The sequence below is a fragment of the Campylobacter concisus genome, assembly GCF_003048905.1.
In the GTDB taxonomy this organism is placed as follows: Bacteria; Campylobacterota; Campylobacteria; order Campylobacterales; family Campylobacteraceae; genus Campylobacter_A; species Campylobacter_A concisus_V.
In genome coordinates, this window is the sequence record NZ_PIRO01000001.1 from 380,307 (window position 1) to 400,442 (window position 20,136).

19 protein-coding genes are annotated in these 20,136 nt (G+C 38.5%); 11 read left to right on the forward strand and 8 right to left on the reverse strand.

Annotated elements, in window-relative coordinates:
* Positions 1-32 precede the first annotated feature (32 nt).
* From CVS95_RS01890 to CVS95_RS09840, 6 genes are all read left to right on the forward strand, one after another.
* Positions 33-4,250, forward strand: a complete 4,218-nt coding sequence (locus CVS95_RS01890; RefSeq protein ID WP_159071251.1) for a hypothetical protein — start codon at positions 33-35, stop codon at positions 4,248-4,250.
* Positions 4,247-4,939, forward strand: coding sequence for a type II secretion system protein (locus CVS95_RS01895; RefSeq protein WP_159071252.1), 693 nt, complete (start codon positions 4,247-4,249; stop codon positions 4,937-4,939). The genes CVS95_RS01890 and CVS95_RS01895 overlap by 4 nt, the downstream gene beginning before the upstream one ends.
* On the forward strand, positions 4,936-5,952 hold the full coding sequence (locus tag CVS95_RS01900; RefSeq protein ID WP_234399984.1) for a type II secretion system protein: 1,017 nt from the start codon (positions 4,936-4,938) through the stop codon (positions 5,950-5,952). Before CVS95_RS01895 ends, CVS95_RS01900 begins: the two co-directional genes overlap by 4 nt.
* Positions 5,952-6,374 (forward strand): hypothetical protein, encoded by a 423-nt coding sequence (locus CVS95_RS01905; protein WP_103593076.1) that lies wholly within the window; start codon positions 5,952-5,954, stop codon positions 6,372-6,374. The genes CVS95_RS01900 and CVS95_RS01905 overlap by 1 nt, the downstream gene beginning before the upstream one ends.
* An 80-nt stretch (positions 6,375-6,454) precedes the next feature.
* Positions 6,455-6,982 (forward strand): ribosome hibernation-promoting factor, HPF/YfiA family, encoded by a 528-nt coding sequence (gene hpf, locus CVS95_RS01910; RefSeq protein WP_087579818.1) that lies wholly within the window; start codon positions 6,455-6,457, stop codon positions 6,980-6,982.
* 221 nt (positions 6,983-7,203) lie between these two features.
* Complete coding sequence (locus CVS95_RS09840; protein ID WP_265094513.1) at positions 7,204-7,335, forward strand: hypothetical protein; 132 nt, start codon at positions 7,204-7,206, stop codon at positions 7,333-7,335.
* 88 nt (positions 7,336-7,423) lie between these two features.
* Here the strand turns inward: CVS95_RS09840 and CVS95_RS01915 are convergent, their stop codons facing one another.
* Complete coding sequence (locus tag CVS95_RS01915; protein WP_021090645.1) at positions 7,424-7,966, reverse strand: DUF1523 family protein; 543 nt, start codon at positions 7,964-7,966, stop codon at positions 7,424-7,426.
* Between the two features lie 71 nt (positions 7,967-8,037).
* Positions 8,038-10,269 carry a nitric-oxide reductase large subunit gene (locus CVS95_RS01920; protein ID WP_107695385.1) on the reverse strand — a complete coding sequence of 744 codons (2,232 nt, stop codon included), beginning with the start codon at positions 10,267-10,269 and terminating at the stop codon, positions 8,038-8,040.
* Between the two features lie 215 nt (positions 10,270-10,484).
* Here CVS95_RS01920 and CVS95_RS01925 point away from each other — a divergent pair, with 215 nt between their 5' ends.
* The 4 genes from CVS95_RS01925 to CVS95_RS01940 all read left to right on the forward strand — a co-directional run bounded on the left by CVS95_RS01925 (position 10,485) and on the right by CVS95_RS01940 (position 13,613).
* Positions 10,485-11,540 carry an ABC transporter substrate-binding protein gene (locus CVS95_RS01925; RefSeq protein ID WP_107695386.1) on the forward strand — a complete coding sequence of 352 codons (1,056 nt, stop codon included), beginning with the start codon at positions 10,485-10,487 and terminating at the stop codon, positions 11,538-11,540.
* Between the two features lie 3 nt (positions 11,541-11,543).
* Positions 11,544-12,551, forward strand: coding sequence for a FecCD family ABC transporter permease (locus CVS95_RS01930; protein ID WP_107695387.1), 1,008 nt, complete (start codon positions 11,544-11,546; stop codon positions 12,549-12,551).
* Positions 12,551-13,324, forward strand: a complete 774-nt coding sequence (locus CVS95_RS01935; RefSeq protein ID WP_107695388.1) for an ABC transporter ATP-binding protein — start codon at positions 12,551-12,553, stop codon at positions 13,322-13,324. The genes CVS95_RS01930 and CVS95_RS01935 overlap by 1 nt, the downstream gene beginning before the upstream one ends.
* An 82-nt stretch (positions 13,325-13,406) precedes the next feature.
* On the forward strand, positions 13,407-13,613 hold the full coding sequence (locus tag CVS95_RS01940) for an excalibur calcium-binding domain-containing protein (protein WP_072594813.1): 207 nt from the start codon (positions 13,407-13,409) through the stop codon (positions 13,611-13,613).
* Between the two features lie 122 nt (positions 13,614-13,735).
* Here CVS95_RS01940 and recG read toward each other — a convergent pair whose 3' ends face one another.
* Genes recG through CVS95_RS01960 form a run of 4 tightly spaced genes read right to left on the reverse strand, consistent with a single transcriptional unit; the run spans position 13,736 to position 18,444 of the window.
* Entirely contained in the window at positions 13,736-15,553 is a 1,818-nt protein-coding gene (gene recG / locus CVS95_RS01945) for an ATP-dependent DNA helicase RecG (RefSeq protein ID WP_107695389.1), read from the reverse strand.
* Complete coding sequence (locus tag CVS95_RS09710; RefSeq protein WP_234399985.1) at positions 15,543-16,178, reverse strand: hypothetical protein; 636 nt, start codon at positions 16,176-16,178, stop codon at positions 15,543-15,545. The genes recG and CVS95_RS09710 overlap by 11 nt, the downstream gene beginning before the upstream one ends.
* The gene (locus CVS95_RS01955) at positions 16,168-17,397 is read right to left on the reverse strand and encodes a M16 family metallopeptidase (protein WP_107695390.1); all 1,230 of its coding nucleotides are present in this window, start codon (positions 17,395-17,397) and stop codon (positions 16,168-16,170) included. The genes CVS95_RS09710 and CVS95_RS01955 overlap by 11 nt, the downstream gene beginning before the upstream one ends.
* Entirely contained in the window at positions 17,398-18,444 is a 1,047-nt protein-coding gene (locus CVS95_RS01960; RefSeq protein ID WP_107695391.1) for a dehypoxanthine futalosine cyclase, read from the reverse strand. It lies immediately after the preceding gene.
* A 131-nt stretch (positions 18,445-18,575) separates the two neighbouring features.
* Between CVS95_RS01960 and CVS95_RS01965 the strand changes: the two genes are divergently transcribed.
* Entirely contained in the window at positions 18,576-18,782 is a 207-nt protein-coding gene (locus tag CVS95_RS01965; protein ID WP_107695392.1) for a hypothetical protein, read from the forward strand.
* A 22-nt stretch (positions 18,783-18,804) separates the two neighbouring features.
* Here CVS95_RS01965 and CVS95_RS01970 read toward each other — a convergent pair whose 3' ends face one another.
* Together CVS95_RS01970 and CVS95_RS01975 are read right to left on the reverse strand one after the other, a co-directional pair.
* Positions 18,805-19,197, reverse strand: coding sequence for an NfeD family protein (locus CVS95_RS01970; protein ID WP_107695393.1), 393 nt, complete (start codon positions 19,195-19,197; stop codon positions 18,805-18,807).
* Complete coding sequence (locus tag CVS95_RS01975) at positions 19,194-20,108, reverse strand: SPFH domain-containing protein (RefSeq protein ID WP_107695394.1); 915 nt, start codon at positions 20,106-20,108, stop codon at positions 19,194-19,196. Before CVS95_RS01975 ends, CVS95_RS01970 begins: the two co-directional genes overlap by 4 nt.
* Positions 20,109-20,136: the final 28 nt, after the last annotated feature.

The following is a 20,136-nucleotide window of genomic DNA, read 5'->3' on the forward strand; positions in this document are numbered from 1 at the left end:
GAGATTTTTTATTGTTATTTAGAGGATTTGTTGTGAAGATAGCATACTTACTCTGTTTTATTGTCACGTTTGGTTTTTGTGCACCCAGAGCTTGTACGACAGCAGAAGCAGCATCTATTGGTTGTAGTGGAGCAAACTATTCTTGCTTTATAGACGCTGAAGAGTACCAAGACAACTCTTCTAAAAATATCCCACATTGCATAAGAAAATCTGATAGAACTTGGACGATAGATACCAATAGCTTTTCTTCAGGCTTAGCACAAGATCACTATCATATTTACGTTGAGCAATTTTCTCCATGGAATCAACGATCATTAATAGGTATGTGGGATGATCACTCTAAAGGCTTAAGACAAAGATCAATAAATGGAAATCTAAATACCAGAGTAAATGGAGATATAGCTACCATTGGTGCTACTATTATGATTCCACAATACGCTGGATATAATTTTGTTCCAGATCCATCTAACGTAACAAGAACATCATCTACAGCCGATAGAATATTTTTAGATACTGGTAATTTTTTGCCTAGCAATTACACACTTTGTCAAACAACATATATTTATAATCCTAGCAAGCATCCTTATTGTAAAAATTCATCCTCTTCCACATTTGATTTTAGTGAGAAAAATACCTTTATACAAAATAATTTAAAAGGTAAAAACGTAGTCTATGCCAGGCTTTATTGGGGTGGCTCTCTTTATCAAAACTGGGCAATAAAAAATCTTGGGTCAAATTTATATGTAAGCGCCTTAAATTACATAAAAGGATATAGCAGGATTGATTTTAAAGCTCCTGGAAAGAGTGTAATCACAATAGATGCTGATCCAAAAGATGTCTTTTGGTTTGGCTCTTTTAGTCAGTATGCACCAAAATCAATGACTCTTGAATCATATAATCAAAACGAGTCTAATAGCTACTATGTAAAGGCTGGAATAAACTACCAATATGTAGCAAGTGCTGATGTAACAGATATAGTTAGAGACTCTCTTGGTACTAGTGAGTCAGATAGGACATTTTATGCTGGCAATATCAGATCAACTACGATTCCCTTTAGTGATGAATTTATAGACCCAAATGATGGCATATATAAGGTAAACAACTCTACTAGTAGAAAACTAAAAAAAACATACGGCACGCTACTATTCTCACCAGTTCAAGGGCAAAATGGTTACTGGATACAATCCATTGCACCACAATTTGCTGCTTGGAGTTTAGTTATCATTTATGACTTTGATGATAAAACCGCTGCAGCAAACAATATAGAGCCAAAGCTTGTTAGTATATTTGATGGATTAGAAAGACTTGCAGCAGACTGGATGAAGTCAAGCGATCCATTTGGTACCGTAAAGAGCTCAACCGTAGATGTAAAATTTGAAAACATCTATACGCCAAAAGCAGGAAATATAGATGCTTCGCTTACAATGTTTTCCTTTGGCGGCAAGCCAGAAACAAAAGGTGAAGATATCAAGATAAAAAATGGTGGCAGCTATCAGAGTATTACCAGCGGATATAACGCGCAAGGCGATCAGTTTAACTCAACTATGACAAAATTTGGACAACTTATAAATCCAGGTAAAAAATTTCACTCCCAAGCAGACTTAGATATATTTGATATATCGGACAAAATGTCATATGCTCAAAAAGAAGCGGATATAAAATTTACAGTTACAACGATTAAGAGCTCAGGCGGTGCCAATGTTGTAAGTGCTGACCGTATAAATTTAGCTCTAGTTGGCTTTTCTACTCGTATATATAAGCCAGATGTTTGTTATATGGAATATATTTATGCGAAAAAACCTAGCGATAGTACTTTTACAAAGGTGCAAGAAAATACTCCGACAGTAGTGCCAGCAAATACTATTTTAAAAACTTTCGTTGAAGTTACAAATAATACTAATGAAGCTGCCCAAGACTTTGCTCTAAAAGCTACAATAGATCCAAGTCAAATTTATAATCCAAACTCAACTTACATATACGCAGATAAAGCATCACAAGGGCCCAGTGATCTACTTACTATGTCAGGACAGGTGCACTATAACGACAACACAGGCTTGCAGCAGTTAAGCGGAAATGACTTAACTTTTTATCTAGGACAAGGTGCGGCTGCAAATAAGGGTGGAGAAATGCTAATTCATCAAGGCAACTACGCTTATGCCATATATGAAACGACCCTTAAGTCTAAATTTGAGCCAAATAGTTACAAAGCCACGGTTGCAAATGCTGATATAAATTTACAGCCCTATGACACATACATAAGAAGATGTAGCAATCAAAATTACAACATTACTTTAGGCGTTAGTGCCAGTCCAAATAATTTCGTCGCAAGCAATAGACAAGACGATGGCTCGGCAGCTTTTAAAACTAAATTTAAAAATAGACTTCTAACTAAAATCGTTTCTACGCCATTTAATGTCTATATCACGAACTATGATACAGATGGCAACAAAAAAGTACCAGATGCCCCAGTAGATGTAAAAGTAGAGTTGGTCGAGTCTTGCAGTGCTCCAACAAATTTATATGAACAAGATATAACATTTAATGGTGTAACTGATATTTTGTTGTCAGGCATTAGTATTGATAGAGCCTATAAAAGCATAAAATTTAGAATTTCTCATCTTGATCCAGTAACAAATACCACAAAGGTTGAATGCGAAAAATTAGATGATTTTGCTATAAGACCAAGTCACTTTAGGCTATGGGATACTGACAAGAATACGATCAATAATAACAATGTTTTAATAGGCGGCAAAGTTTATAATAACATTGCTCTTGCAGCTATGAAACCTCTTGATAGTGGCTTAGCAAATGGTTATATAAATAACATAAGTGGCTCAAATGGAGAGATAAAACTTGTACCAGCATATAGTGCGACTTGTGATCCTAGCATTATAGAGAGTGAGAACAAACTAAGCGTAGATTTTAACGATCCAAATAAAGCATTGGGTAAAATTTTCCGTCACACATCAAGTGGACCTGTTGGCTTTTCTTACTCAGATATAGGCGATACATATTTTTATGTATTAGACAAAGACTATACAATAACTGATCAACATACGCCATCAAGAGCTGATGATTGCGTAAAAAACTCAATTAGTAACGATCCATCACAAGACACTGCTCAAGAAGGAAGGATCGGATGTAGTATAAAGCTGGAAGGTAATAGAGATTATCTATTTAGGCCAAAAGATATACAAATAAGTAAGTTAAAGATAACAAAAGACAACGATATAACATACCTTGATAATGAAGGCATACAAAAAGCAAAGCTTGACTTTGAAGTAACTGCCAGGTTATTTAACGATGACCCTGCAAAACTTTATAATGAAGATTGCTATGCAAAGAATATGAACTTTGACATAAAGCTAGATAGAGTTCCTTTAAATTTTACAGACAACGATGGCAATGCCGGTACATTAGCAAAAGCAAATGAAGAAATTTTATTTTTTGAAATTCCTGGCTCAAATACTAGAAAAGCAATAGATCCAAGTGCTACAAAATCAACATTTTATGTAGAGAAAAATACTTTTGTAAATGGCGTAGGTAAAGGTGAAGTATATTTTAATTTTGAAAGAAAAGTAAATCATGCCAAAAATCCTTTTACTATTTCAAGTAATGATTTTAGCTTTAGCGGCATGTCAGATAGCACCGATACAGTAAAAAAATATGAAAAACCAGCAACAGAAACGACAGCAAAATTTTACTTTGGTAGGGTTTATGCACCATTTTATGAAGGGCTTTATAGTGGCTTTTATGCCAAAATTTATTATGGCGCCTACTGCGATGGATGCAATAAAAATATCTATATGAAAGATAATGGCAAACTATGGCAAGACTTTCCAGCTGCACCATTTTGGGCTACCAATCCAAAACATAGCGCAGGAGTACTTAACTATCATGACTTTAGCTTTACAAACACTTACAGCGGCACTGTTTTAAGAAATGATGTAAGCAGCATAAGTAATGGCGAGCAAATAATTTTTATAAGAAATCCTTCAGCGGTTACTGATGTGGCTAAAATGAGAGCACCTAGCTGGCTTCTTTATAGTGAATTTGATGAGAAACCTGAAACAAATAATTTCAATCTAAATTTTCTAGTACCAAATGGCGAATGGGCTGGTAAAGTCCTAAAGAGCAATAACATAGAAGATAAGACAAGCGGTGCAGTTGGAGGTTTTATAGGAGTAAAATCTAATAGTGATAGTAACCTAGATATAAGCGATAAGACAAACAGGAGAATAGAGTGGTGAAAAGGGGTGGCTTTTCATTGATAGAGCTTATCTTGTCAGTGCTTGTAGTAGCCATAGTAAGTGCAAGCTTACCACTAGCGGTAAGAACTACTTCAAATTTAAGCGAGCAGTCCTTAATGCAAGAAGGACTAATGAATGCTAAAACTTATATGTCATTAATATTAAAAGCACCATTTAGCGATCAAGTCTTAATAGCCGGTAGAAATACCATGCCATCATCTATAACTACTCAAGAGGCTATAATTTTTCCTCTTATTATCTGCGAGCAAGGGGCAAATCCGGATTTTTATGAAAAAAGTGGAGTAAAAGGTGAAGGACATAGGATACTTGCATATCCGGTGCAAAATTCGTCTGCATGCGCCACAAGGCCTAGTGATTCAAAGCTTCCAGAATCAATCAAAAGCGTAAATTTTAAAGTAAAATCTATCAAAAATTTCAATACCCAAAAATCTATCTCACCAACTGCTAGCACTACCAAACGCGACTTTATCATAGATACAGAGACGACTCCAACCATAACAAATGGAGCTGATAAATTTGTAGTTAGCACTCCTTTAAACGATAACGACGTTTTACAAATAAAGCTAGATACGACTATGAAAACTACAAAAGAGAGCAAAAGCGTACTTTATGGATATGCCTTTAATATAGGTGAAAGCAGTACTCTAAGTGTAAAAGAATGGAAATGAAAAAAACAAAAAAAGCTTTTACACTAATTGAGCTTATAATAGTTATTACAGTCCTTGGCGTTATCTCACTCATGAGCTTTAACACGCTTATGAATTTATATCAAAACTATTTTCAAAGCAAAGTAATAAACGAACTAGAAACGCAAAGCGAAATCGCTCTAGAGCAAATTTCAATGCTACTTAGCCACAGAATCAAACAAAGCGTTATCGCTAGGAAAAAAAATGGAGATTACCTGGCCCTAAATGATAGTGGCGTAAATTTAAGTAGCGACTTTGAAATTTTAGAATTTATCCCAGCTGCTTATGAGCTATTTGACGGCATAAACGAATATAAAGGAGACGATACTAACGGAGATCCGATCATCGAAGAAGGCATATATAGTGGATATGTAGATCTTGCAAATAGCTCTATTGCAAATGGACTAAAAAGCCCTGGAAGCAAATTTAATGACGCTTTTAGAAATGGCGTAATGGACTTGACCTGCGAAAATGATAGCAATGAAGAAGATGTAAATAGCGGCTCTAGGTGTATAAACGCCGATAATGAAAATGGTGGTTTAGTAGCGATATTTTCTAGCATACTTTATAGAGTTGGTAGTAGCTTTGGCTATCAAGAAAATTTAGACCAAAGACACTTAGATATCGCAAAAGTTGGCATACAATCAATCGACACGCTTAAAATTTCAAGTGATTTTAAAAATAAAAAAATTTCAGAGCAGTATAAGCTAGCTTACACAGCCATTGCCATAGCACCAGCTGAGCAAAGTGCCGAGGATATACAAAACGGCTCTTTTGACCTTAAAATTTACTACAATTATAGGCCATGGCTAAATGAAAGCTTTAAAAAATTTAGCTCAACATCTACAAAGGATATCAAAGCCGAAAGTGCAACACTAGCTAAACACGTAACAAGATTTGTCTTCACAGAAAAAAATGGAGTCATCGCGCTAAAGCTTTGCCTTAAAGCAGAAAAATCAGAAATAACCATTTGCAAGTCAAAGGCAGTTTATTAATGAGAAAAGGATTTACGTTAATAGCAGCGATATTTTTTCTAGTTGTAGCAGCTTCTATTAGTACTCTTGCCCTTTCGATAGCTAGCACATCAGCTAGACAAAGCAGTGAAATTTATCTAAGAGAGCAAGCACAACTCGTTGCTCAAGCAGCAGCAGAGTATGCAATGTTTGAAATTTTTAGAACCGATTTCTCAAACAAATGCTTAGATAAAGTAAATGGAGGATTTAACGATATGTTCGACTTTAAAGTAAAAATAACTTACTTTGGCGATATTGGTATATGCACTCCACCGACCATTATGCCAGGAACAAACGGAGTCGCAAGTACTGGCAACATGATCTTTGATGTTTTTGTAACATCAAAAGACAAAAAAACGCCAAATCCTATAAATTTTCACAAACGAACTATTCAGAAACTTTAAAATTTTATAAAGATTTTAGTTTAATTTGTTTTTAGTTTTAGCGTGTTATAATCATCTTACTTTCTATAAAGGAGATTACGATGAACATAAGCATTGTAGGAAAACAATTTGAGCTAACAGAGCCAATCAAAAACTATATCCAAGACGCTTTTGATACTCTTGGCAAATACAATCTCGACATCATCTCAGCAAGATGTGTTGTAGCAGCCGATGAAAAACAAGGAAAAAAAGGCTTTAATGCAGAATTTTCTCTAAATATGGCCCATAAAGATACGATAGTCGTTCGCCAAAAAGATAAAGATCTTTACGCTGCGATCGATCTTGCTATCGAAAAAGCATCAAAAGTTTTAAGAAGAGAGCATGATAAGAAATTTACTGTAAAAGGCAAGGCTGACGACAAAGAATTTCGCTCAAGAATAGGCGAAGAAAAGATCGAAGGTGTTGAAGAAATCGTGCCTATGGAGCTTGAAATTTATAAACCACTTGAAGTCGAAGAGGCACTTGATAAACTAAAATCAAGCGATAAACAATTTTACGTATTTAACGATGTTGACGCAAAAATGCGTGTGATCTACAAAAGAACAGACGGAACTTTTGGTCTATACTAAAAATAGGGGCAGCTTTGCCCCTAAAATTTATACCGACCCACTATAAATTTCTTCCTATAGTCCAAAACCCTGCTTACAAAGACTGCTACGCCAGCAAATAGCTTTAAATTTTCAAAAATAGAATAGATATCCTTGTGCAAGATAGATCTAGATACAAGAAGGCTTCCCTGTAAGCCATTTTAAGAAGATCTTGGCGAACTAAACTAGGTCACAACTGATGAATGGCAAGGCAAAGAATTACATGCCATAAAAAAGTGGGTGATTTTCTTAAAAATAATCTAGATGTAGAATTTTATTTTATAGACCGAGAAAGCGTAGAGGAGCATGGCAGAACAAACGAGCTAAAAATATAATTGATAACACTAGAAATTTTTAGAGATAAAAGAGAGACAAAGCTCTCTTTTTGATTTTAAAATATCAAATAACTAAAACAAACACTATCTATTTCTCTAAATTTTCACTAGTTTTTGGTCTAAAGGCCTTATTTATCTTTCTTATCCAAATGATTAGCGAGATAAACAAGATAAAGTAAAATACATAGCTAGCTACCGGCCAACTAGTATCAGTACCGCTCTCTTTTAGTGAGATGACATTTCTAAACTCTTGAAGCATAGAAATTCTATATCCATAATATTTTACAGTTACGTTTTTATCGCTATTTGCAAAGCCCTGAGCCTTGGCTTGTACATCAGCTGAGTTAAATTTAAAATAAAACGGAAATCCCCATGCAGTATCTTCATTTCTATAAGCCATGACTTTATTTGAATTATTAGAATCTTTAGTGTAGATAAAATAAACATCTCTAGTAGGACCATCAGCCGGATTTTTAGCATCGATGATACCATCTTTGTCCATACGTTTGACATCGCCACCTGTGATTTGTACATTTGCATAGTGTGGAAATGAATAATCAACTACAAGAGCCAAAAAAGAGTGTAAGAGTACAATAAAAATAACGCAAATTCTTTTAAAAAATGTAATCATTTCTTTCCTTTTAAATTTGCGTTATTTTATGAAAAGATAGCTTAATAAAGGGGCAAAATACCCCTTTAGTTTTAAGCTTTTTTATTAAGCATAAATTTTAGAAGTTGTGCAAGGAAGCTGATTCCACCGATTATTAAAATCGTATCGCCAATCATTCTTACCCATCTTAAATTTTGTAAGTGTGATTGTTGTAAAAGCTCAGCACTTCTTGCATACCACATACCATGCTCTAGGCTTGCAAATGCTTGATAAATTCCTATTGGAAGCAACGAAAGTACGATCATTAACATAAGGCCTATATTTAAGCCCCAAAAGCCTATTTTCATAAGTTTTTCATCAAATTCTTGACCTTTGAATAGATAAGTAGCCACTAGCCAAACAAATCCGAGTGCCAAAAATCCATAAACACCAAATAGCGCAGCATGTCCGTGAACTGGAGTCGTATTTAGGCCTTGGATATAAAATAATGAAATCGGAGGATTGATTAAAAATCCAAATACACCAGCACCTAGCATATTCCAGAAAGCAACTGCTATAAAGCAGTAAAGTGGCCATTTTAATGTCTTAGCCCAAGTTTGAGCAAACTGAAGTCTATAGTGCTCATAAGCTTCAGCGCCAAGCAATACAAGAGGAACTACCTCAAGTGCTGAGAAGCTAGCGCCAACTGCCATTATAGGTGTTGTAGTACCCGCAAAATATAAGTGGTGGAAAGTTCCTGGAATTCCGCCTACTAGGAAAAGTGATGCACTCGCAAGTGTTGAAAATGTAGCAAATCTCTTTGAAACAAGACCAAGACTAACAAACACAAAAGCAAGTGAAGCGGTAGCAAAGACCTCAAAAAAGCCTTCAACCCAAAGGTGTACAACCCACCAGCGCCAGTATTCCATCACTGGAAGTGGACTTCTTTGGCCGTAAAATAATCCTGCTCCGTAAAATAATCCAACTGCAACAGCAGAAGCTGCGAAGATAGCAAGTAAATTTTTGTCACCTTTGTTCTTAAATCCGCCGATAAATCCGCGAAGTAAAAGTAGCATCCAAATGACAAGACCAACAAATAAAATAATTTGCCAAACACGTCCAAGCTCGATATATTCATATCCTTGGTGTCCAAACCAGAAGCTTAAATTTATAGGCATAATATTTGCAATCGCTAAATACTCGCCAGCAAAACTGCCAACTACAAGGATTAGTAATGCGTAAAATAATAAATCTACGCCAAGCTTTTGGAATTTTGGATCTTTACCGCCATTTATAATAGGTGCTAGGAAAAGACCACCTGCTAAAAATCCTGTCGCAATCCAGAAAATACTAGCCTGAATGTGCCATGTTCTAGCAAGTGAATAAGGAATATAAGCTGATAAGTTTATACCGTAAAATTCTTGTCCTTCGACTGTATAGTGAGCCGTAAAGCCACCTATTAAAATTTGGAATGCAAAAAGAGCCAAAGTTACAAAAAGATATTTTTTAAGAGCTTTTTGAGATGGAGTTAGGCTTAATTTACTAAGCGGATCTTCGCTAATAGCTTCCAACTTTTCATCATCTTTTTTGCCATAAAAAGAGCTAAACCAAACAAGAAATCCAATACCAGCAATAAGTATTACAACACTTGCGATTGACCAAAATATATTTTCGCTTGTTGGTACATTATCTATTAGTGGCTCGTGTGGCCAGTTGTTTGTGTATGTAGCATCGCTATTAGGTCTGTTTGCTGCGGTTGCCCAGGCTGACCAGAAGAAAAAGTTATTAAGATCATCTCTATCAGAAGCATTTGGAAGAGTATTTTCTTTCATCGCATAAGCTTCTCTTAAAGATTTAAACTTAGGGTCATTTCCAAAAAGTGATGAATACTCTTGGCTTACTTGTTTCATAGCCTTTAATCTATCGCTACTAAGTACGATTTTATCGTCTTTTACGCCATTTTCTCGGTACTCTTTTTTAAGTAGAACTTTTAGATTTGCTTTTTGCTCATCATTTAAGTCAGCATATTTTGAGTGATAAATTTCATCTGCTTTTAACTCTAAAAATATAACTAACTCTTTATGAAGCCAGTCCGCACTCCAATCAGGTGCTTGATATGCGCCGTGTCCCCAAACAGAGCCAACTTGCATACCTCCTATGCTTTGCCAGGCCTCTTGACCTTTATAGATGCTCTCTTTGTCGATCACGACATTGCCATTCTCATCTGTAAAATTTACAACTGGTGGCGAGCTTCTATAAACCTCAACGCCGTAGTAGCCTAAAATACTAAAGCAAATTACTAGTACTGCAACAAGTGCTAGCCAATACTTTTTGTATTCACGCATTGATTCTCCTTTTTTTAAAAAATTTAGGCAAAGTTTATCCCATTTTAAAAAAGCAAATAATGACATATGTCAACAAAAGGAGAGAATTTATCCTATTAGATTTATAAGAATTTACAAGATATGCAAATTTTTCATAATGTATATGCAAAATTTACATAGAATTAATATAAATATTATTAATATATATGTTTATACTTCAAAAATAAAGGAAAAATATGCAAACAAATTTTATGCATAAAGTAACCAAATTTAGCCTTGTTGCTTCATTATTTATGGCTCTTAGCCTAAACGCAGCTGAGTCTGCAAGAAGCATCACTGATATGCAAGGTGTCAAAGTAAGCGTACCTGAAAAGGTAGAAAAGATCGCTGCGCTTTGGCACGCAAACAACGAGATTATCCTAGCACTTGGTGGCATGGATAAAGTAGTCACAACGACAGATCTTATCAAGAAAAACAAATGGTTTGCCCTTGTCTATCCAAAGGTAAAAGACCTACCAGCTGCGCTAAATGGCAAAGATATTCAAGTAGAAGAGCTAGTTAAGCTAGCACCTGATGTTGTCATAGTTTCTAGCAAAAATTACCAAGAAGAGCTTACTAAAAATGGCTTTAGCGCGGTAAATATGATATATAGAGACTATCCAGATATGGAAAAAAGTATCTATGCAACAGCTGAAGTTATCGGTACTGACAAGGCTAGAGCTTTGGCTGAAAAGCTATCAAACAAGATCCATGATAACTCAAAATTTGTAGAAGCCAAAACTAAAAATATCCCAGCTGATAAGCGTCCAAAAGTACTTCACCTTCTTGGCGGAGCAAATTTATTAAAAGTTGATGGAACAAACACTATCCAAAATACTTGGATAAATTTAGCTGGCGGCAAAAACGCAGTGACAAAAGAGGGCTCTATGATCGAGCTTACAGCTGAAGAGATCATCAACTCTAATCCTGATATCATCATTGTTGGCGGCAATGACACAGACGCTTTAATAAAAAATGTCAAAGAGAATCCTGCATTTTCAGGCTCAAATGCTGTGAAAAACGGCAAAATCTATGGCAACCCAAAAGGAGTATTTGCTTGGGATAGATATGGCGCTGAGAGCGTGCTCCAAATTTTATGGGCAGCAAAAACTATCCAGCCTGATCTTTTTAAAGACCTAGATATAAAAGCAAAGACAAAAGAGTTTTATAAAGAGTTCCTAGGCCACGAGCTTACCGACACAGAGTATGACTACATGCTAAAAGGTCTAAATCCAGACGGCAGTAGCAAATAATATATGAAAAACGCAAATTTTTCGCTAGTTGCTATATTTTTAGCCCTGCTCACGCTTCTTTGTGCCTTTGTAGCTCTTGGTGTTGGTAGATTTTACATACCATTTAGCGACGTCTTTAGCGTGCTCGCTCACGGCTTTGGCTTTGGCGAGGGGGCAGCTAGCAACATCACAAATGTGATAGAAAATTTGCGTATACCTCGTATCATCGCAGCTATCCTTGTTGGAGCCGCTCTTAGCGTGAGTGGTGCAGCCTATCAAGGCGTCTTTAAAAACCAGCTAGTAAGCCCAGACCTTCTAGGTGTCTCAGCAGGTGCTTGCGTGGGAGCTGCCACTGCTATCATCTTTGATCTATCGCTATTTTGGGTGCAGGCTTTTGCATTTGGCTTTGGTCTAGCAGCTGTTGCTATCACTCTAGCCATACCAAAGATGATGGGGCGCACGAGCACACTCATGCTAGTTCTTTCTGGTATCATCGTAAGTGGACTAATGGGCTCGGTGATCGGCTTTTTAAAATATGTCGCCGACCCAGAGACAAAGCTACCTGACATCGTCTATTGGCAACTTGGAAGCCTAGCAAAGCTTGATAGCGAGAATTTAAAATTTATAGCCCCAGTGATGATCATCTGCGCCATTTTACTAATCGCCATGAGCTGGCGTATAAATTTACTCTCTCTTGGCGACGAGAGTGCAGCAAGACTTGGCGTAAATGTCGCTTTTGAACGCGCTATCGTTATCATATGCGCTACGCTTCTTACAGCATGTAGCGTTTGCATAAGCGGTATAGTCGCTTGGGTGGGACTTCTCATGCCTCACTTAGCTCGCATGCTAGTTGGTGCAAATAACATAAAAAGCATGCCTGCAAGCATATTTATGGGTGCGATATTTTTACTATTTGTCGATACTTTAGCGCGCAGCATAAGCGTGAGCGAAGTGCCCCTTGGCGTACTTACTGGCTTTATCGGCACAGTATTTTTTGTCTGGGTCTTGTGGCGAAATAAAAAGGTTGCATAATGCTTGAAGTTAAAAATTTAAACTTTAGCTATCCAAACGGAGCTGGCAAACTAGAAAATGTAAATTTAAAGATAGGTGCAGGTGAAATTTTAACCATACTTGGGCGAAACGGAGCTGGTAAATCAACCACCCTTGGGCTGATAAGCGGATCACTAAAGCCAGTATCTGGAGAAATTTTTCTCGATGGTAAAAACGTAGAGAGTCTAAGTAATAAAGACCGAGCAAAAATAATGGCCTACGTCGCTCAAAGTGAGATCACAGAGTACGACTACACAGGGCTTGAGTTTATTACGATGGGTCGTGCAGCACACCTTGGTATCTTTGCAAGGCCTAGTAAAGAAGATGAAGAGATAGCTAAAATTTATACCAAAAAGCTTGAGATCGAGTATCTTGAAGAGCGTTTTATTACGCAGATGAGTGGCGGTCAAAAGCAGATGTGTATGATCGCACGTGCGATGGCTGCACAGCCAAAGATGATTATATTTGACGAGCCAACGAGCGCGCTTGATTTTGGCAACCAGTACAAATTCCTACGTACCATCAAGTGGCTAAAAGAGCTTGGCTACTCGGTTGTGCTAACCACTCACAACCCTGACTTTGCCGTGCTTCTTGGCGGATATGTAGCACTTGTAAAGGGTGATGGCGAGGTTGGATTTGGCACGGTTGATGAGATCATAAGAAGCGAAAATTTAAGCAAGCTTTATGGGCTAAGTTTAAACGTAAGCTACATTGACGAAGTAAAAAGAGAGTGTTGCTTAACATATCCTCTTTAAATTTATACTCTCAAAAGAGAAATTCTTTTGAGAGCGCTTTTTTGTATTATTTTTCTTATTTAATACTGCCTTTGAAGTAAAAATGAAAAAAGTAGTTTTGATTTTATTTTTTGCATTGATGGCAAACGCGGCGGATAAATTTGATTGTTCTAAACGCTACTGCAAAGAGATGAAAAGTTGCGAAGAAGCATATCACTATCTAAGAAAATGCGGACGCAGTGGATTTGACCGTGATCGTGACGGCATACCATGCGAGAATGTATGCAAAGAGCGTAGAGTAGAAAAATAATTTTATAAATTTTACAAAGCTTAGCCTTGCCACTCACTTCAAATTCTATAAATTATAAAAATTTAAACAAGTCAAAAGAACCAGTAAAAGAAAACAATTTTTTTAGATCAAGGCCAAAATAACTAGGTATTATTTTTAGCAAGTGTCGCCACTCTAGCCTTTGCAGCCTGCGTAATATCGTCCTCGTAGTCATAAAAGTTAAAGGTCGCTCCGTGCTGAAAAAAGCCGTTTAGTATGTCGCCGCTTTGGCGATTTTTAAGATCAAGCTCGGCTACTTTAAAGCCGTCATTTGTCGCGCAAAATTCTTTTAACCTAGCTGGCGCCTCTTTTAGCTTGGTAAATAAAAAGCAGTATCCATCGCCGCCATTTCGCCCCACTCTACCGCGCAGCTGATGAAGCGTGGCAAGCCCTAGCCGCTCAGCCCCTACGATCACTATCGTATTTAGCCTTGGCAGCGAAATTCCGACCTCAACAACGGTGGTTGAGAGCAAAATTTCACCCTCTTCTCTGAACCGCCTTAAATTTTCCTCTTTCTCTTTATCCTTGCCATGTGTGACGAAGACATTTTTGAAATTCTTTAGCCAAAAGCCCTGTGCCTCATTTAGGCTTTGATAGTTTGAGCTCTCACTGCTCTCAACTAACGGATAGATGATGGCTATTTGAAAGCCACCTTCAAGCTGCTTTTTTATGTGAGTTAGCAAAAAGCCAAACTCGCTAGCGCCTAAAATTTGGCTCGTTATATTTTTCTTAAACGGCATCTGCTTTAAAAAGCTAAAATTAACGATCTCAGACTGGATCAAACTTAGCGTCCTTGGTATCGGTGTAGCCGAAAACTGCACAAAATTTGCTCGCTCGTCCTCGTTTGAGGCCAGCTCCTCTATCTTTTTGCGCTGGTTTGAGCCAAAGCGGTGCTGCTCATCGACCATGACTAGCGGTGAGTTTGGTAGCTCATGAAAGAGCAGCGCATGCGTGCCAACGATCAAATTTGCCCCACCAAAGTCTATCTTTTTCTCTCCACTTTGAACCAACATCACATTCATAAATGGCGGCAATAGCCTCTTTGCTTCATTGTAAATTTGCTCGCTTAAGATACTTGTTGGCGCCATCAAAATGGCACTTTGAGGATATACACTAAGCGCAGCCGCTAGGATCACAAGCGTCTTGCCGCTTCCCACGTCACCCATTATGACGCGCCTTTTTGCCTGCACAGCACTAAGGTCGTCTCTGATGTCATTTATGGCGTTTATCTGGTCGTTTGTCGGCGTAAATGGCAAGCTCTTAAGCCAAGAGCTTATGTCAAAAGGCTTGATTTTTAGGCTTTTAAAGTAGGTTTTTTTAGCACTTAGCTTTTTTATGTAGTTAAAAATTTCTACAAATTTTAAGATTCCCACGCCCTCGCCTTCGTTTTTTAGGTGATATAAAAGTTGTACGCTTTGCTCGTCTAGTCTTTGAAGGTTAGCTAGAAATTTAGCCTCTCGCTCACTTAAGCCCTCGGCTAATAAATTTTGTAAATTTATATATTTTAAAACAAGTTTTTTGACTTCATCATCTTTTAGCTCGGTCTTAAATTTAGGAACTATCTGACCTATTTTTGTGGTGATTTTTGGATTTACGATCTGCCACGAGCCAAAGGCATAGGAGCAAAGCCCATATATCGCCATCTCTTTGCCAGTCTTAAAAGCGCCGTAGTGCCAAGACTTTGCGTTAAAAATGACGATCTTTACGCTACTTTGCCACGGCTCGCAAAAGGCAAGTGCCGTTAGCATTCCAGGGCGCGAGGCGAGCGAAGTGATCTTTACATTTATGCAGACCTGCCCTTCTCTTGGGCTCTTAGCGATCGTAGTATCCTCAAAGCCCTTTGGTAGCACAAGAGCAAGGTCAAGTAGGCTAAGCACGCCTATTTTTATAAGTTTTGCTCTGTCGCTTGCTTCAAATTTCATTTTTTAAAACGCAAAAACTTAGCTGATTGATCTCTGCGTGGGTTTTTATGAAGCTATTTAGCTCGCTTAGCGAAAGGGCTGAAATTTTATCAAGGTCCTTTAAAAATACCCCAAGCTCGCCATGCTCGTAAAACTCGCCCTGCGCGATATCAAGGCGTTTAAATAGCGTCTCTAGCCTAAGAGGTAACGAACCAAGTAAGAATTTCTTTGCCTGCTCAAGCTCGGCATTGCTAACGCCTTTTTTACTAAATTTTAAAATTTCCTCCTGACCTATTTTTGTGGTGATTTTTGGATTTACGATCTGCCACGAGCCAAAGGCATAGGAGCAAAGCCCATATATCGCCATCTCTTTGCCAGTCTTAAAAGCGCCGTAGTGCCAAGACTTTGCGTTAAAAATGACGATCTTTACGCTACTTTGCCACGGCTCGCAAAAGGCAAGTGCCGTTAGCATTCCAGGGCGCGAGGCGAGCGAAGTGATCTTTACATTTATGCAGACCTGCCCTTCTCTTGGGCTCTTAGCGATCGTAGTATCCTCAAAGCCCTTTGGTAGCACAAGAGCAAGGTCAAGTAGGCTAAGCACGCCTATTTTTATAAGTTTTGCTCTGTCGCTTGCTTCAAATTTCATTTTTTAAAACGCAAAAACTTAGCTGATTGATCTCTGCGTGGGTTTTTATGAAGCTATTTAGCTCGCTTAGCGAAAGGGCTGAAATTTTATCAAGGTCCTTTAAAAATACCCCAAGCTCGCCATGCTCGTAAAACTCGCCCTGCGCGATATCAAGGCGTTTAAATAGCGTCTCTAGCCTAAGAGGTAACGAACCAAGTAAGAATTTCTTTGCCTGCTCAAGCTCGGCATTGCTAACGCCTTTTTTACTAAATTTTAAAATTTCCTCTTTTATAACAGCGATAGCCTCATCTTTTTTTTCATTTTTTGTCTGCATGTAGCCGTATAGCTGGCTGTAAGAGAGATTTAGCAAATTTCTAGCGTAGGCGCTGTATGCAAGCCCTCTTTTCACGCGGATCTCCTCCATGAGCCTCGAGCCAAAGCCACCCTCGCCCAAGATAAATGTCGCCACTGCGGCCTTGTATTTCTCCTCAGGTCTCACGTTAAATGGTGCGCCAAAGTAGATGTATGCCTGCTCGCTTTGCCTTACTATCTCGCTGGTTTCGCACTTATTGCTTGGACTAAAACGCTCTAGCTTTCGCACCTTACCAGGTTTTAAAATTTCTAAAACGCTAGCAAGCTCTTTTGTCTGCTTCTCATCGATGTCGCCACCTAGCACGCAAAGCAAATTTGAAAGGTCTAAATGCTCGTTTAAAAATTTGCTCACATCTTCAAGCGTGATCGCTTTTATGCTCTTTTTCGTGCCAATGCTTGGCTGAGCAAGCACGCTTTTTGGGTATAAAAGCTCAAAAAGCCCTTGCCTTGCCAAGTAGTCAAAGTCGTTTTCATTTGCTGCGATCTCGCCAAGTGTCACGGTTTTGCACCTATTTAAAATTTCATCAGTTAAATTTGGAGCGCTTATAAGCTCTTTTAGTTTGCCGCACGCAAAGGCAAAGTGCTCTTTTAGGCAGTTTAGATCGATACAAAATGTCTCAAAGCCGCAGCTTGCATTTAGGCTGATCGCCCTTACTTCAAGCTCTTTAGCAAATTTAGCTGAGCCTAGCTTCATATCGCCCTCGTTTAGCAAATTTGCACTTAGCCTTGCAAGGCCTGCGAGCTTGCCATTTTGCGAACTACCAGCTGCTTTAAAAACTAGTTTTAGGCTCACTACTGGCATCGTTTTTGAGCTTTCAAAAACGACTGGGATTTTTACATTTTTTACATTGATATTTAAAATTTTCATCTAAAATTTCTCCAAAATATCGTAGTTTGTGTTGCGCTTAGCTGGAATTTCTCCGACATCTTTTATAAGCTCGATCATCTGATCTTGATTCATCCTAAAGCTTGCCCCTGCAGCTTTTACGACGTTTTCTTCCATCATCGTGCTACCAAGATCATTTGCACCAAAAAGAAGCGCTAGCTGGCCTACGTAGCTGCCCTGCGTGACCCAGCTGCTTTGGATATTTTTAAAGTTATCCAAAAAGAGCCTTGAAACCGCAAGAAGCCTTAGATAGACGTTCGAGCTTTGCTTTTTGATCTCTGGAAATTCTTGCATGAGCTTTGTATTTAGCCCTTGAAAGCTCCAAAGTATAAATGCCCTAAATCCAGCCGTTTCATCTTGTAAATTTCTGACGTGCTCCCAGTGCTCTACGATCTCGCGAGTGCTCTCAACCGTGCCAAACATCATCGTAGCAGTTGTCTTTATGCCAAGCTCGTGCGCCTCTTTGTGTATGCGAAGCCAGTCTGCGGTGTCGCACTTTTTTGGGGCGATGATGTCACGCACTCTATCGCTTAAAATCTCCGCTCCAGCCCCTGGCATCGAGTATAAGCCCTTTTCGTTTAGGCGTCTTAAGACCTCTTTTGTAGAAATTTTTGAAATTCTTGCGATATAGTCGATTTCAACGGCTGAGAAGCCATGTATCGTGATGCTTGGATAGTGCTTGCTGATGTAGCCAACAAGCTCCTCGTACCATTCGATCTTTAGCTTTGGATGAACACCGCCTTGAAATAAAATTTGCGTGCCGCCAATGGCGATTAGCTCCTCGATCTTCTTGCCGATCTCCTCAAAACTTAGCACGTAAGCGTCTTCTTCTTTTGCATGGCGGTAAAATGCGCAAAATTTACAATCCACCCAGCAGACGTTTGTATAGTTGATGTTGCGATCTACTATGAAGGTCGTAATGCCCTCTGGATGAAGCTCTTTTTTTCTAGCTAATGCCATCTTGCCAAGCTCGTGAAGCGGTGCATTTTCTATAAGATCGATGGCCTCATTTACACTAAGTCTTTTCAAATTTAACCTTTTATTTTGCTTATTTTTGGGCGAGAGTTTAGCCAAAAATGCTTTTAAATATGATAAATCATGTCGTTACCAAATTTTTAACTTTAGCAGATAGAATATGCAAACTTTTTGAAGGAGTAAATATGAAAAAGATCGTTTTAGCCGCAGTTGTAGGCCTATTTTTAGTGGGTTGTGCCAAAAATGAGCCAAAACCAGAAGCTGCACATGCAGGATGTGGCTGCCCTCACCACCAAAATATGGCGACAAAAGATAAGGGAAGTTGCGAACACCACGGCGGCATGCAAAATGGCGGCCATGCACATGACCACCAAATGATGCACAAACATTAATAAAAGTGCCAAAAAGGCACTTTTATTTTAATATCACCTTGTCGCCTTTGGTGCCAAGAACCGTCACTTTTTCTCCGTTAGTCAAATTTCCGTCGTATTTCCAAAGCGTACCCTTAAAATAGACCATATTTTCTCTAATCTCGCCAACTCCAGCCTCGTCTAAAAATTCCTCATTAAAGCTCTCTTTTTTAGCCATAAATTTACTCTTTAACGGCGCCTTTAAGAGTACAAGTAAGATAAAGGCAAGCACTAGGACAGCCAAAATTTGAAAGCTCCACTCAAAATTAAAGCCAAAATTTATCGCCCCAACGATGATAAAAGATAAGCCAAAAAAGAGCAGATAAAATGAAAATAGCATAAGCTCAGCCACGCACAAGAGCGCGCCTATGGCTATCATTATAAAAGGACTTATCACGCCTTATCCTTAGCTAAGAAATTTTTTAAAACACTAATCGAGCCGATGAGTTCAGCCGCTTCGTAAGGGACTAAAATTTTATCTTTTGAGCTATTTTTAGCTAGCTCGCTAAATGCCCCGACTCTATCGCGCGCAAGCAAAAATTCTGCTGCATTTGCATTTTTGCTCATGCTATCATTTATCATATCCATGGCCTCTTTTTGAGCCGTTGCGATAGCGATTTGCTCGTATTTTTTCGCATCAGCCATACGCTCTATAGCCTCTGCTTGAAGCACTTTTTCTTGTTTTAACGCTTCGGCATTGCGTATTAGCGCCTCTTTTTCAGCCAAGGCTTTTAGCTCGATCGCGCGTTTTTCACGCTCAGCTTTCATCTGCATATTCATCGCCTCTTCGATGCCAAGTGGGACAGAAATTTCAGAAATTTCTACGCGCATGATCTTTACGCCCCAGTTGCCAGCAGCGTCGCCAAGAGCCACTTGAAGTGCAGCATTTAGGCGGTCACGAGAGCTTAGCGTATCGTCAAGATTCATCGCGCCTATCTCGCCACGAAGCGTAGTCATGGCTAAATTTGCAATGGCACGCTTGTAGTTATCGACATTATAAACCGCCATTTTTGCATCAAAGACCTTCAGAAAGACGATACCATCGACGCTTATATTTACGTTATCTTTTGTGATGACTTGCTGTTTTGTGATATCAACAAGCTGCTCTTTTACGGTGATTATCGCTCTTATTTGATCAACAAATGGGATAATTATGTGAAATCCGCCGTCAAGCACTTTATGGAATTTACCAAGTCGCTCGATGAGTAGATTATCAGCTTGTGAGACGATCTTGATACCAGCCTTTAAAAACAAGAACGCAAAGATAACCAGAACTACGACCAAAACGCCAAATGCTTCGATTTGCATTTTTACTCCTTTAATTTATAATTTATTA